We start from the raw sequence: 14,981 nt of genomic DNA, 5'->3' as shown, positions 1-14,981 counted from the left end.
GAAAAAGGAGTGAGAGTGTGGAAAAGGTTCAACTCCAAATTGACGGAAAAACTGTATTGGCCTCAGCAAAATCTACGATTTTGGAAGCTTGCCGGAAAAACGGGATTTTTGTTCCGACACTGTGCCATGCTCCCGAACTGACCAACTGGGGCGCTTGCAGGTTGTGCATGGTCGAAGTAGAAGGCATGCGAAACCTGGCTACAGCATGTACGATGGAAGTACAACAGGGGATGGTCATAAGGACTTCAACACCGGAAATTAGGGAAGCCCGCAGAACTATCCTGGAATTGATTTTAGCGAACCATGATATTGACTGCCTAACCTGCGAAAAGATGGGTGACTGCGATCTTTCCCGTTATGCCTATGAATATCAGGTTAAAGGAAATACTTTTCAGGGAGAGAAACGCTGCTCTGACCCGGATGACAGCAATCCGTTCATTTTTCGGGATATGAATAAATGCATTTTATGCGGCAAATGCGTGAGGGCTTGCGCCGAGATTCAGGTCAATGATGTTCTGGATTATTCCAAACGCGGTTTTGAAACCCAGGTCGGGCCTGCTTTTAACCTGCCGTATGGTGACTCGGATTGTGTATTCTGCGGCTCATGTCTGGCCGTTTGTCCGGTTGGCGCACTGACTGAAAAACAAATGATCGGCAAAGGACGCCCCTGGGAAATCAAAAAGGTTCGGACCACGTGTCCTTACTGCGGAACAGGCTGCAATTTTGATCTGAACGTCAAGGACGGCAAAGTGATCGGCGTAACCTCCAGTTCCGATGCACCGGTCAATGGCAGGGCACTGTGCGTGAAAGGACGGTTTGGATATGATACGATCCACAGCCCAAACCGCCTGCAAGCGCCGCTGATCAGAAAAGACGGTGAACTGGTCGAATCGGACTGGGACGAAGCCCTTGACCTTATCGCAGAGAAATTTACGGCAATCAAGGCTGAGAGCGGTCCTGATTCGCTGGGTGCTTTAAGCTCAGCACGCTGTATCAATGAAGACAATTACCTGATGCAAAAACTGATGCGCGCAGTGATCGGGACCAATAACATCGATCATTGCGCCCGGACCTGACACGCTCCCTCTGTGGCCGGTCTGGCCACTTCATTTGGCTCGGGAGCTATGACGAACTCAATTGGTGAAATACCGCATTCCAAGGTTATTTTTGTGATCGGTTCCAATACGACTGAAGCCCATCCCGTCATCGGCGGCAAGATCAAGCAGGCAGTACTCAACGGCTGCAGACTGATTGTAGCCGATCCGAGGGGAATTGAGCTGACCGGGTTTGCCGAAGTCTGGATGCGGCTGCGGCCCGGAACAGACATCACGCTGGTCAACGGGCTGATGCATATCATTCTGAGTCAGGGATGGGAAGATCGTTCCTTTATTGAAAAAAGAACGGAAGGATATGAAGGACTGAAGGTGATCCTTCCCAAATATACGCCCGAGTATGTCAGCAGGGTTACCGGGGTTCAGGAGGAACTGCTTTATCAGGCCGCGGAGATCTATGCTACAGCCGAAAGTGCCCAGATCTTCTATACACTGGGCATTACCGAGCATATCACCGGTACGGACAATGTGATGTCCCTGGCCAACCTGGCCATGCTGACCGGCAATCTTGGCAAAGAAAATTCCGGCGTCAATCCGCTGCGGGGACAAAACAATGTCCAGGGAGCCTGTGATATGGGCGCGCTGCCGAACTTCTTCCCGGGATATCAGAAAGTGGAAGACGAAAAAGCAAGAGACAAATTTGAAAAAGTCTGGGGAGTACCTTTAAACCCGAACAAAGGGTACATGATCCCGGATATGTTTGAAGCCTCTCTTAAAGGGAAGCTGAAAGCAATGTATATCATGGGTGAGGACCCGGTTTCAACGGATGCGGATGCCCACCATGTACGCAAGGGATTACAGGCACTTGACTTTCTGGTTGTCCAGGATATCTTCCTTACCGAGACAGCCAAACTGGCCGATGTCGTGCTTCCCGGCGTGAGCTACGCGGAAAAAACCGGAACATTTACGAATACCGAACGCCGCGTGCAAATGGTCAACAAAGCGGTTGAGCCTGCTGAAGGAGCCAAACCAGACTGGCAGATTATCAGTGCCATTGCCAACAGAATGGGCTCTGATTTCAACTATCATTCAACGGCAGACATCATGAATGAAGTTTCTTCACTGGCGCCGCAGTACGCGGGTATTTCGCACGAACGTCTCGGAACGCATGGCCTGCAGTGGCCGGTTACCTGTGAAACCCATCCGGGTACCCCGATCCTGCATATGGATGGCTGCACGCGGGGCAATGGGCTGTTTATGCCAATTGAAGCCAGAGTTTCGGATGAGCTGCCGGATAAGGATTATCCTTTCCTGCTCAGTACCGGACGCAAACTGAGCCACTATAACATCTCGACGCGCTATTCAGACGTGTTAAGTGCTTATTCGGCAGAAGAATTCGCCGAGGTCAACCCTGAAGATGCCAGGAACCTAAATGTCTGTGACGGTGAGAAGGTCAGGGTCTCCTCGCGCCGGGGCGAAGTGGATACAAAGGTCAGGGTAACGGACAAAGTTCCGCCCGGAATGATCTTCATGACGTTCCACTATGTGGACTCCCCGGTCAACGTTTTGACGAACGCAGCTTGCGATAAGGTCTCGGGTACGTACGAATACAAGGTGTGTGCAGTTAGAATTTCGAAGTAAAACAATACGGGCAGTTGCTAATTATTTGCATCATCAAGGTAAATATTAAAGAATATGCATGAAAGGCAAAAAATACAAAATTTCTCACCAACTAAAAAAGTCTTCCTTCAGAGTTTAAATCTGAGGGAAGACCTTATTTTTTGTAGAAAGAAAATCATAGACTTTTGATAAACATAAGCCTGTCACTCCTTGTCCGAGGCAGACATATATTGATAGAGGAACAATGAGCAAAAGGGGTATCTTCATTGAAGGCAATAGCATTTGTTGATTACGAAAATATCTGGGAAGGCCTTCACGAATACGGCTATAGGCTGATGCCCGAGGAGTTTATTCAGCTCCTGGAGGACTATGCGGATCATATTGGAGTGGATCTAAAAGCCGTCTATTTGTATGCAAATTTTGACAAGGAAGAATTCTGGAGGACCCAAACTGCCTTTGAAAAGAAAAACATCTTCACGCGTCATGTCTATGGGAAAAATAACTATGTGAACACCGAAATCCGTGCAAATGCAGCCGATACGGAACTAATGCTGGAGGTTCAGGAAATTCTGGTGACCAGACCGAAAGCCGCAGAACTGTTTCTTTTATTTACAAGTGATGGCGATTTCCTGCCTATTATCCGAAGAATCCGTGCCTGGGGGAAAGAAGTCCGAATCATCGGTGTCAAAGACAAAATCAATCACTTGCTGATTCCTTACTGTGAAAGTCTGGATGTTTTCTTTAATCTTCTCAATAAGGATTCTGCCAAGTATATGCCGGTTGATGATTTTCCGACAGGAATCGAATTGATTGCTGAGATGCAGATGAGATTGCCCTATGTTGCTTCCACCAGGGCTCGGTCGTATTTAAGTACCAAGCTAGGAAGAACGGCTTCTGAAGTCAAAGATTTTATCCAGTACCTTTTGACGGAGAACTGCCTGATAGAAAAAGAATTCCGTGATCCAAACCTTGTCATCAAAAAGACCAAGATCTATTTGTTAAACCTGGTCAACCCATTGATCACAGAAATCCTGAGCAGTAATCTGACAGAACAGCTTGCAGCCCGTTACGCAAGATTGAGTTCAGAGATTGTTGAGAAGTAACGGAAGCCTGTCACCGATTGTCCTTTTTTCTCATAGGATATGGAAAAAAGGAAAGGTGTCCAATGAACGATCAGCTGCAAGAAATGTTGGCAATGCCCGGAGTCATAGGCTTTGGTAACGGGATTAAAGAAACCAATGGTCATCCGACGGGAGCGGAAGCATTACTTGTTTTTGTCGAGAAAAAGATTCCCCGCTCGGAACTCAGGGACAATGAATGTGTACCAAATCTGATTAATAATATACTCACCGATGTAATCGAAATTGGGGAAATTTTTGCTCACAATGAAGCCAGTGGCAGGCGCGCAGCAGCACAAGGGTTCGTTGTTTTCCTTCGAAACCTCGTGGGGAATCCCGCGAAAAATTTCCCCAAAACCCTGCACAAAAACCTGACTTCCAATTTTAATGCAAAAGCTACAACCAAAGAAAGAATAAATGCTGGTGACTTCCTGAGTCTATGGAGATGGCTAATTAAAGAACGGGGAGGTTCTTCGGCGGTCAGCAGGACTTCTTTGGTCAGACCTGCAGTCCCGGGTGTCAGTATTGGTCATTATCAGGGGGGAGCCGGAACCTTTGGAGCGTTAGTCTATGATCAAAAAAGCAGCCATCCTCTGATCTTATCCAATAATCATGTCTTGGTCAATACATCGATGATGCGCAATGCCCGGGCCTCGATCAACGATCTAATTACTCAACCGGCAGGAATAGATGGTTCAAATGAGGCTATCGGTTATCTTGCAAGGTATGCGGCATTAAATGTTTACCCTAATCCGAATTGCGTGGACTGCGCTGTGGCCAAACCGGTAAGTGCCGCCGCTGTGAGCCCAGGAATATTGGAGATCGGTAAAGTTACGGGTGTGACTGAGGCCGCACCCGGCATGACGGTAAAAAAATCAGGGAGAACTACAGGACTAACGATTGGCAAAATCAGAGCAATTAATTCAACAGTAAAAGTCAATTATGGAGAAGGTAGAATTCTGTTATTTGAAAAACAGATCATTGCTTCCAAAATGTCTGAACTGGGAGACAGCGGATCATTGGTTGTAGATCACAGAAACAGGGCTGTAGGTCTGCTATTTGCCGGCTCAAATCAAAGTACAATTATTAATCCGATCAATCAGGTTCTCGAAACACTTCAAGTAAAGTTCTAGTGCAGTTATTCAAACTCTGGTTTTGTACCTGACGTACATACCAGAGTTTTTTGACGGCCACGAATGGACCGGCATTTATTGAATTGCTTGCAAATCCGGCGCTTTTTAAAATGTCCTTTCTTTGGCATGGTTTGTGTATATTAAAAGAGGAGGGTTCCTGGCAAGGAATCCTCCGTAAGACCAGACGCTGCTGTTTGTGTTCCCTATTCCGAAACTGCGCTTATCTGAGGGCTAAAATGATCAATGCAATAAGCAAGATGACGAAGGCGATGATTAATACCGGAGAAAAGATAAAAAAGTTAATAATAAGGAATAAACTTGCTAAAACAACTCCGGCTATCAATCCCGGGATAAAACCAATAACAGGCGGTGGGGGGATTGGCGGAATCGGTGGAACAGGTGGATGTGGTGGAATAGGCGGAATAGGGGGCAAAGGTGGTTCAGGGGGGAAAGGGTAACGATTACAGCAACAGCCGCCCAACCGTTGATCAAAAAGTAATGACATTGAAATTCCTCCTCTTAAGATGAAGATAGGGCCCAAAGGGCTTTAATAAGATAAGAGGAACATGGGCTGCCCCAAAAATATTTGGACAGCCGCAAACTGCATATCCCTTTAGAAACTCAAACGGAAAATGACGACTCCGAGAAGCAGCAAGATCAGACCGGACAGAATCGCGATTGGGTTAACGATTGAAGGCCAGGCAGCTAAAAATAACCCCAGACCAGCGGCAGCAATTGCGCCGATCAATCTGAGGACAGGGAAAGACTCTGACGAATCTACTTCCTGCGTACGGATAACCTGTTGAAGCATTGTATGGTCCCCTTTCTTCTTGTGTCACAGCATCGACTTGTCTTTTTATATTATTCGGCTTGTCTGAGGTATGTTCATGATCCAAGGGGTTTTATGGTATTTTTCTAAAAAATCTTCCTAAAAAATATATTTCGAATTGACAAAAACATTGGCCTGACATATAGTAAAACTAATTTAGTTTGAGCGTCAAACAAAGAAGTATGATGGTAAGTGGTGCTTTATGAATAATCTTTATGGGACTTTAAATGAACTCCTGGTAAAACTATTCAACAACATTCTCCAAATCGAAGAACTGTCCCTTAAGGAGAATGAATTCAGCGACCTCTCTATCACAGAAATACATGTGATTGAAGCAATTGGCCTCACTAAGCGCAACATGTCTTCTGTAGCCAGAGACTTGGACATTACGATTGGGACTCTGACCTTCTCGGCTAACAACCTTGTGCAGAAAGGCTATGTAAACCGGATCAGAAGTGATGATGACCGACGGATTGTGCTAGTTTCTCTTACCGACAAAGGTGTACAGGCTTATAAGCATCATGCCGGGTTTCATGATGAAATGATCCAAACAACCATTTCCCGACTTTCGGATGAGGAAATGGAAGTACTTGTCTCGGCTCTCGAAAATATTAACGGGTATTTTAAGGTCAAGTACAATTTGAAAAGAAGAGAAAAATAACAGAGCAAGCTGCACAGACACGGGAGGTTGGAAAGAATGTCAGTTAGGATTATTACGGACAGTACAAGTGATCTCCCCGGCTATTTGATAGAGAAATATAACATTACTGTCGTGTCGTTGAAAGTCCTGTTTGGGGAAGAGGAATATAGAGACGGCGTTGATATTACCAACGAAGAGTTTTACGCCAAAATGGCAAGGCATAAAGAACTGCCGACGACAGCCCAGGTGAATCCGGGTGAGTTTGTCGCGGAATTTACCAAACACGTAGACCAAGGCGATGAAATCATCGGTATTTTTATTTCTTCCAAGCTGAGCGGAACGTATAATTCCGCTGTAATGGCCAGGGAGATCATGAATAAGGGCAGAATCTATGTAATCGACTCTAATAGCGCTACTTTCGGACTTGGACTATTGGTCGTTGAGGCAGCCGAGATGGCTGCTGCAGGTAAAAGTGCGGAGGATATTGTTAGAACCATTGAGATTCTGAAAGATCAGGTTCAATTCTATGGCGTTATTGACAATCTAGAGAATCTGAAAAAAGGCGGAAGACTATCAGCGACCAGTGCATTTGCCGGCAGTATCCTGGGTATTAAGCCAATTATTTCTATTAAAGACGGAGCCGTCATTGTCGTAGGAAAAGCCAGAGGAAGAAAGAAAGCCTTCTTTTGGATTCTGGAGAACCTAAAAAACAACCATGTGGATTTAAATAATAAGAGAATTTGTATTGCGCAGGCTGCAGCACCTGAGAGTCTGGAGGAATTTAAACAGATCATTCTCAAAGAATATGCGCCAAAAGAAATTATGATATTTTCGCTGGGCCCTGTGATTGGAACCCATGCTGGCGCAGGCTGCATAGGAATAAGCTGTTTCGGATAGGGAAGCAGACCCGTTTATGATGATTCGCCCCGCATCTTCAGTAGGAGGTGTGGTTTTTTAGCATCTCAAAAATAGAATTTACGGATAGAGGAAAGAAAAGAATGAATAACGGTAATGATAGAATTGACAAATATATTGATATATCCTAATATACAAATATAAGAATATGGAGGGGATTTGCTTGTTGACTTATAAGGATAATCCGGTTTATTTCGAAGAAAAGGCGGATATATTAAAAGTACTTTCCCACCCTGTCCGGCTTTGCATTGTCAAAGGCCTGATGGAAAATGGGGAAAGCAATGTAATGAGCATGCAGAATTGTCTGAGTATTCCGCAGTCGACAATTTCTCAGCACTTATCTGCGTTGAGAAATAAGGGAATTATAAGGGGTAGACGCGAAGGACTCGAGGTCTTTTACTCGGTTCAGAATCTATTAGTGAAAAAGTTGATCCACCTGATGTTTTCCGAATAATACTAAATATTTTTAATTTGAATTATTAAGCAATAAAACTAAAAAAATAAACAATAATAATATAGGGTGGAGGAGGTCGTTATCTAATGCATAAAAGAATTGTGATTGTCGGTGGGGTCGCTGGAGGAGCAACCACTGCTGCAAGATTAAGAAGACTTGATGAAGAATCGGAAATCGTTATATTCGAAAGAGGCGAACATATTTCTTTTGCGAATTGCGGACTGCCCTATTATATTGGAGGCGCGATCAAAGGATGGGATAAACTTCTTGTCCAGACCGTTAAAGGAATGACCAACAGATTCAATCTGGACATCCGGATAAAATCAGAAGTAACCGCGATTAACCGGCAGGATAAAAAGATTCAGGTAAAAAACCTCGCCACAGGTGTCGTCTATGAGGAAAGCTATGATCTACTCATTCTTTCGCCCGGAGCAAGTCCTATCGTTCCAGGGATTGAGGGCATCACCGACAACCCGAGGGTATTCTCGCTTCGAACAATTCCCGATGCCGAAGCCATTGACAGTTATATTGATCAAAACCAGGCTAAAACAGCGGTCGTTATAGGCGGCGGATTTATCGGCCTTGAAATGGCCGAAAATCTGAAAGAACGTAACCTTGACGTCTATCTGGTTGAAGCCACTGATCAGGTGCAACCCTCACTGGATTATGAAATGGCGAGCCTTCTGCACACGCATCTCCGCGAAAAAGGTGTCAGGCTGATTCTGAAGGACAGTGTCGTGAAGCTGGAAAGATCAAAGGTCTATCTTCAGAGCAGCCAGGAGATTGAAGCAGATCTAATCGTAATGGCTATCGGCGTTCGTCCGGAAAGCATGCTCGCCGTTCAGGCCGGTCTGGAGATCGGCGAAAGAGGAGCTATCCGGGTTAATGAATATCTACAGACCAGTGATGAAAATATTTATGCAATCGGTGATGCAATTGAAGTCAAAAACTATGTTACAGGACTTCCCACAAATATACCGCTGGCGTGGCCGGCAAACAGGCAGGGTAGGCTTCTAGCCGATAATTTGTATGGCAGCCGTAAGCCTTACCGCGGGACTTTAGGAACTTCAGTTGCCAAAGTATTTGATTTAACGGCCGCTTCTACAGGTATCAATGAAAAAACAGCAGCTAAAATGGGAATACCGTATAGGGTCATTCATATTCACCCGAATTCCCATGCCGGATACTATCCGGGTTCGACAGTGCTCGATATGAAGATGGTCTTTACTGAAGACGGCAAAATACTTGGTGCGCAGGCCGTCGGGCGCAAGGGTGCAGAAAAGAGAATTGATGTGATCGCGACGGCTATCAAAGGCAATTTAACGGTTTATGACCTGCAGGATCTGGAACTGGCCTATGCACCGCCATATTCCTCCGGGAAAGACCCGGTCAATATGATTGGGTATGCTGCGGCCAATTTGCTGGATCATATGGTCAAGACTGTTCAATACCATGAAATCGACAATATTGTCGCTGCTGGAAACATTTTGGTTGACGTCAGGCAGCCTGAAGAAGTAGAACTGGGCAAGATCAACGAGTCAATCAATATCCCGCTTCCGGAGCTCAGAAAGAGGCTTGGGGAGTTGCCGAAAGATAAGCCGGTTTACCTGACGTGCCAGATTGGCCTCAGGGGATATATTGCGGCTAGAATCCTTCAACAGCATGGTTATGACCCGATCAACCTTGACGGAGGTTTCCGGACGTATGCCAGTGTTTACTGGGCGGTTGAAAAGAAGGATAAAGGAGCGGTAAAAGTTGATGATACCGGAAAAGCTTTTACCGAATCCCCGGAAGCCAAAATCAGAGCGAATAAAGTGATCGACTGTTGTGGTCTACAGTGTCCCGGACCGATCAAACAGGTATTTGAAAATATGAAAATCCTAGAAGAAGGCCAGGTCCTGGAAATCTTGGTTACGGATCCCGGCTTTGCGAGGGATATTGAGGCCTGGTGCAGTAAGACCGGCAATACACTGCTTAAAACAGAATTAAATGGGGATTATCTGAAAGCCTATCTGCGCAAAGGAAGCATGAAGCCTACCGACCAGCCGCAGGTAAACGTAAACGTTGCGGTGGAGGAAAAACCCAAGGGCGCGACGCTGATTGTATTCGAGCAGAATATGGATAAGGCCCTTGCCTCATTTATCATTGCGACCGGCGCGGCATCCATGGGTAAAGAAGTGACGATGTTCTTCACATTCTGGGGGCTGAATATTCTTAAGAAATATGACGCACCTAAGGTAAGCAAGGATTCTCTGGAGAAAGCCTTTGGCATCATGATGCCCCGCGGACCAAGAAAACTGCCTATCTCCAATATGAATATGGGTGGCATGGGTGCTAGAATGATCAAGTACGTCATGAAAAAGAAAAATGTTGATAGTTTGGAAGAACTGCTGCATAATGCGATGAAGATGGGTATTAAGATCGTAGCCTGCTCCATGTCGATGGATGTGATGGGAATCAAAAAGGAAGAACTGATCGATGGCGTAGAAATCGGCGGCGTTGCCACAATGCTTGCCAAGTCTGAGGAATCAAACTTGAATCTATTTTTCTAAGACATAAAATAGTTAATTTTTAAGATCTTCCAGCTTTATTGAGGAAAATAACTTATGTAATTTCCACTGAAAATATGGTAGATTATTAAGTACAGACTTAGTACCTGATATACCATTATAATTATTTTAGGGTTTACAAGTATTAGAAGGTATTTCGCAGGGAATGTCTAAATAGTAACGTCTAAATATGTTTGAAGGTAGATGGGCGTGGAAAAGAAAAAGCTGGAGATCACAGGAGTGCTCTTTGCCGGAGGAGAAAGCAAAAGAATGGGCCGGAATAAGGCATTCCTTGAGATAGGCGGAAAACCGCTTCTGGAAAGAAATCTGGAAGTACTGGACAGTATTTGTAGTGAGGTCCTGATCAGCTGCAGGGAGCCTGAACAATATTCGGGATACGGTTATCAGACGGTTGCCGACCGGATTAAAGGTAAAGGGCCGATGGGCGGGCTGTATTCCATCCTTCCGGTGGCTAAGTATGACTATGTCTTCGTGGCTGCCTGTGATATGCCGTTCTTAAACAGTGAAGCCATTTTCTATATTTATGAACGGATTGAGGATTATAAGTTGGTTTTCCCGTATGTTCGGGACAGACTACATCCTCTGCACGCCTTTTACCACAAAAATGTGCTTAAAGTTGTCGAGAAACAGATTAAAGAGGACAAACTGCGTCTCTTTGATATTGCTGATGAATGCAGGCATAAGATCGTGAATATTTCTGAGGAGATGAAAGGCAGCATGCTGAAGGAAATGATCGAGGAAAGTTTTCTGAATGTCAATACGCCTCAGGAGTGGGAACTCATTTTACAAAAAATCCAATAATGCTTTGGGGAGGTTGGAATGAAAAAGATTGAGGCAGTAATTCGCAGCAATAAACTTGACCAAGTGGAAAAGGCGCTCAGTAATTTGGGAATCAGCGGGATTACCGTATCTCAGGTACTTGGCTGGGGAAGGCAGAAAGGGAATATCACCGAGGTTTACCGCGGAACGGAAGTATCCGTCCGGCTGCTGCCCAAAGTCAAACTCGAAATCATTGTCAATGATCCGGAAAGTGAAAGCGTTCAGGAAACCATCAGGGAGAATGCCCTAACTGGTAAATTTGGCGACGGCGTCATCTGGGTGACCGCTGTTGAGGACTTCCGCCGGATCCGTACCGGAGAAAATTTTCTTGATTAAAATCTGCTAACAGTAATGAATAAATAAGGAAAATTACGGTTATTCTATATAACGTATTTATTAAGCGTTATAGCAATTTAAAGATTGATGAAGAAAATAAGTGATAATCAATTCTAATCGTCCGTAGTTATGCGTGGATGGGGTTGCAATACTACCAGACGTTGCATATTATTATACCTAGGTATTAGCACTCATCTTGATTGAGTGCTAACAATAAAGCGAAATATAAAAATATAAAGGTTTCAAGGAGGGAAATTATTTTATGAAACTCAAACCGTTGGCTGACAGGGTAATTATTAAAGCGGTTCCGTCTGAGGAAAGAACTAAGAGCGGGATCATTATGCCCGACACCGCAAAAGAAAAGCCTCAGGAAGGTGAAGTGATTGCCGTAGGTCCTGGAAAAGTTGAAAAAGGTGAAAGAATCCCAATGGAAGTTAACGTCGGCGACCGCGTGATTTATTCTAAATATGCCGGCACGGAAGTTAAATATGACGGAAACGAATATTTGATTTTAAGAGAAACCGATATTCAGGCAGTCATTAGTTAAGTAACAGCCTAGTATTACTTATCAGATAACATTCAAAAGTATTTTTTGATAGAATTAAGGAGGAACATTTAGGTGGCTAAACAAATCATTTTTAACGAAGATGCCCGCCATGCCATGGAGCGTGGTGTCAATAAGCTTGCGGAAGCTGTCCGCGTTACATTGGGACCCAAAGGCCGCAATGTTGTCTTGGATAAAAAATTTGGTTCTCCGTTAATCACCAATGATGGTGTGACGATCGCCAGAGATATTGATCTGGAAGACCCGTTTGAAAATATGGGAGCACAGCTTGTTAAAGAAGTTGCTACCAAGACGAACGATGTAGCCGGTGACGGCACGACCACAGCGACCGTTCTGGCCCAGGCCATTATTCGTGAAGGTCTGAAGAACGTTGCTGCCGGCGCCAATCCGATGGAAATCAAACGCGGTATTGAAAAAGCTGTAGAAGCGATTGTTGCTGACGTTAAAGCAAATGCCAAGACTGTAGAAAGCAAAGAAGCCATAGCTCAGGTTGCTTCGATTTCCGCTTCCGATACAACGATCGGCAGTCTGATTGCCGAGGCTATGGAAAAGGTCGGCAAAGACGGTGTTATCACTGTTGAAGAAGCCAAAGGCATGACCACTGAACTGGAAGTTGTTGAAGGAATGCAGTTTGACCGCGGGTATGTTTCCGCCTATATGATCACCGATACCGATAAAATGGAAGCTATCTTAAACGATCCGTTCATTCTGATCACCGACAAGAAGATCAGTGCGATTGCAGATATCCTTCCTGTTCTGGAAAAAGTAGTTCAGGCTGGCAGACCGCTCCTGATCATCGCTGAAGATCTGGAAGGCGAAGCTATGGCTACCCTGATTGTCAATAAACTCCGCGGAACCTTTACGGCCGTAGGCGTTAAGGCTCCCGGTTTTGGAGACCGCCGCAAAGCGATGCTCGAAGACATTGCTGTTCTGACCGGCGGACAGGTCATCACTGAAGACCTCGGCCTCAAACTGGAAAATACTTCGCTGGATATGCTCGGACGCTGTCGTCAGGTCAAAATAACCAAGGAAGAAACGACCATCGTTGATGGCAACGGCGACCAACAGGCTATCAGTGCCCGTGTTGAATCCATCAAGAAAATGATTGAAGAAACAACCTCCGACTATGACAAAGAAAAACTCCAGGAACGTCTGGCTAAACTGGCCGGCGGCGTTGCTGTCATCCAGGTTGGAGCGGCTACCGAAACTGAAATGAAAGAAAAGAAACTGCGCATTGAGGACGCTCTGGCAGCTACTCGCGCCGCAGTCGAAGAAGGCATTGTTGCCGGCGGCGGCACAACTTATCTGGATGCAATTGCTGCACTTGATAACGTTGACGTATCCGGCGATCAGAAAACCGGAGTGGCTATTATCCGTAAAGCACTGGAAGAGCCTGTCAGACAGATTGCTAATAATGCTGGTCTCGAAGGTTCCGTCGTTGTGGAAAAAGTCCGCAACAGCTCTAGGGGCGTAGGCTTCAACGCGATGACTGAAGTTTATGAGGATATGATTGCAGCCGGTATCGTTGACCCGGCGAAAGTAACCCGTTCGGCTCTGCAGCACGCAGCTTCGATCTCCGCTATGCTCTTAACCACAGAGTGCCTCGTCTGCGACCTGCCTGAGAAAGAAAATTCGGCAGCTGCCATGGGCGGCATGGGTGGTATGGGCGGCATGGGCGGTATGATGTAGGAAAACGCCAAGATGCTTTGGAATATCAAGGCGTTAGGGATACGAATATAACTTGTGCCAACAATTTGCTAACATTGGGAGGATAAAAATGTTCTCCTGAGATAATACGGGAGTAAAATAAATCTTTCGGTTAGAGGTTTCTCATTAGTTTGCTGAACTTTTGGGAGGCCTCTTTCTTTTTATGCCTTATCATAAATGGTTAATCAGTCTCATAAAATAAAATTGTGAACAAAAAATCTATAAGGAATTTTCCCTATAGATGGGTAAAGCAACCATATTGCTTGGTGTAAAAAGTAGTTTGATTTGTAGGCGGCTACTTTTTACACATAAGGCTAGATCTAGGCAAGTTTTTAATTAGATACATAGTTTAATTATTTGGATAATCAAAGCGATCAGGCTTACAAGAAGGGAACAGGAACCAAAAATGATCATCATTGTCTGATAGAGTTTTGTCATAGTCCAATTCCTCCTCTCAAGAAGAATTGGTTGCTTTACCTTTAGAAATTTATTATTCTAAATATATTTGTAGTAGTATATATGCTAGTTATACAAGTTTAGACTTAAAATGTTTGTCTTAAGAATTAAGTAGACTGCCCGAGATGGATGGTCTTTTTAGAGAGTTCGGTGAACGTCTTTGGGTATCTTCGTTGTTTTCGGGGACAGGTCAGGAATGGCCAAATAATCTTTCCTCGCAAAAAAACTTTGCAGAGGAACTTGGCCTACTAATTTAGTCATATTAAAAAGCGGGAGGGCACCTTAAATACTTATTTGGTTAAAAATGGAAGAATAGAATATGCTCAAAAAATCTCCTCTGAAAATATTTTATCGAAAGAGGAGGTTATCTTTTATGGTGCAAACTGCGAAAAGCCCGTCAAACCATAATCATGGAAGTTCAACGCATACATCCTGCGATTACGGGCATTCTCATCAATGCTTGGATATTTCGGGAATAGCTATTCCAACCGGTGATAGTCATGTTCATCATTCAGAAAATTTCGTTTTGTATGAGCATGGACATACGCATTATTACAAAGCTGTTTCGAGCGTTTCAATTCCGCTGAAGAATGGATGGCATGCGCATAATTGGGATTTCTACACGACCGTAGACAACGGCCACCGACATCAAATTTCCGGTGTGGATATGGCGGCTCCCGGCATTTGATTCATTGATTTCGGATTTGCCAATATGCAATCGTATAATCAATAATTCAGCTTAAACAGGAATTACCAGTAATACCTTG

Annotated in this window: 14 protein-coding genes; 13 read left to right on the top strand and 1 reads right to left on the bottom strand. The window is 44.7% G+C overall.

Annotated features, from left to right (window positions below):
* Positions 1-17 precede the first annotated feature (17 nt).
* The 4 genes from fdhF (at position 18) to NC238_05815 (ending at position 5,381) form a co-directional block, all read left to right on the top strand.
* Positions 18-2,693 carry a formate dehydrogenase subunit alpha gene (fdhF, locus tag NC238_05830; protein MCM1565461.1) on the top strand — a complete coding sequence of 892 codons (2,676 nt, stop codon included), beginning with the start codon at positions 18-20 and terminating at the stop codon, positions 2,691-2,693.
* A gap of 245 nt (positions 2,694-2,938) precedes the next feature.
* Positions 2,939-3,775, top strand: a complete 837-nt coding sequence (locus tag NC238_05825) for an NYN domain-containing protein (GenBank protein MCM1565460.1) — start codon at positions 2,939-2,941, stop codon at positions 3,773-3,775.
* Between the two features lie 62 nt (positions 3,776-3,837).
* Positions 3,838-4,923, top strand: a complete 1,086-nt coding sequence (locus NC238_05820) for a S1 family peptidase (GenBank protein ID MCM1565459.1) — start codon at positions 3,838-3,840, stop codon at positions 4,921-4,923.
* Between the two features lie 236 nt (positions 4,924-5,159).
* Positions 5,160-5,381, top strand: coding sequence for a hypothetical protein (locus NC238_05815; GenBank protein ID MCM1565458.1), 222 nt, complete (start codon positions 5,160-5,162; stop codon positions 5,379-5,381).
* 155 nt (positions 5,382-5,536) lie between these two features.
* On the opposite strand, the gene NC238_05810 is transcribed toward NC238_05815, so the two are convergent.
* A complete protein-coding gene (locus tag NC238_05810) occupies positions 5,537-5,734 on the bottom strand; it encodes a hypothetical protein (protein MCM1565457.1) in 198 nt (65 codons plus the stop codon).
* Positions 5,735-5,954: 220 nt separating this feature from the next.
* Between NC238_05810 and NC238_05805 the strand changes: the two genes are divergently transcribed.
* From NC238_05805 to NC238_05765, 9 genes are all read left to right on the top strand, one after another.
* A complete protein-coding gene (locus NC238_05805) occupies positions 5,955-6,413 on the top strand; it encodes a MarR family transcriptional regulator (protein ID MCM1565456.1) in 459 nt (152 codons plus the stop codon).
* A 36-nt stretch (positions 6,414-6,449) separates the two neighbouring features.
* Positions 6,450-7,289: a DegV family protein gene (locus tag NC238_05800; protein ID MCM1565455.1), complete on the top strand. Its 840-nt coding sequence runs from the start codon at positions 6,450-6,452 to the stop codon at positions 7,287-7,289.
* Positions 7,290-7,470: 181 nt separating this feature from the next.
* Complete coding sequence (locus NC238_05795) at positions 7,471-7,761, top strand: metalloregulator ArsR/SmtB family transcription factor (protein MCM1565454.1); 291 nt, start codon at positions 7,471-7,473, stop codon at positions 7,759-7,761.
* Between the two features lie 86 nt (positions 7,762-7,847).
* The gene (locus tag NC238_05790) at positions 7,848-10,313 is read left to right on the top strand and encodes a CoA-disulfide reductase (GenBank protein MCM1565453.1); all 2,466 of its coding nucleotides are present in this window, start codon (positions 7,848-7,850) and stop codon (positions 10,311-10,313) included.
* A gap of 201 nt (positions 10,314-10,514) precedes the next feature.
* Positions 10,515-11,132 (top strand): molybdenum cofactor guanylyltransferase, encoded by a 618-nt coding sequence (locus tag NC238_05785; GenBank protein MCM1565452.1) that lies wholly within the window; start codon positions 10,515-10,517, stop codon positions 11,130-11,132.
* A gap of 18 nt (positions 11,133-11,150) precedes the next feature.
* Positions 11,151-11,486, top strand: coding sequence for a P-II family nitrogen regulator (locus tag NC238_05780; protein ID MCM1565451.1), 336 nt, complete (start codon positions 11,151-11,153; stop codon positions 11,484-11,486).
* Between the two features lie 262 nt (positions 11,487-11,748).
* The gene (gene groES / locus NC238_05775) at positions 11,749-12,033 is read left to right on the top strand and encodes a co-chaperone GroES (GenBank protein MCM1565450.1); all 285 of its coding nucleotides are present in this window, start codon (positions 11,749-11,751) and stop codon (positions 12,031-12,033) included.
* A gap of 72 nt (positions 12,034-12,105) precedes the next feature.
* Complete coding sequence (gene groL, locus NC238_05770) at positions 12,106-13,740, top strand: chaperonin GroEL (GenBank protein ID MCM1565449.1); 1,635 nt, start codon at positions 12,106-12,108, stop codon at positions 13,738-13,740.
* An 847-nt stretch (positions 13,741-14,587) separates the two neighbouring features.
* The gene (locus tag NC238_05765) at positions 14,588-14,902 is read left to right on the top strand and encodes a YmaF family protein (protein ID MCM1565448.1); all 315 of its coding nucleotides are present in this window, start codon (positions 14,588-14,590) and stop codon (positions 14,900-14,902) included.
* Positions 14,903-14,981: the final 79 nt, after the last annotated feature.

Origin of the sequence: Dehalobacter sp. (genome assembly GCA_023667845.1) — a bacterium.
Lineage (GTDB): Bacteria > Bacillota > Desulfitobacteriia > Desulfitobacteriales > Syntrophobotulaceae > Dehalobacter.
Note: the sequence above shows the minus strand (reverse complement) of the source record. Positions and strands in the feature narration are given on the sequence as shown.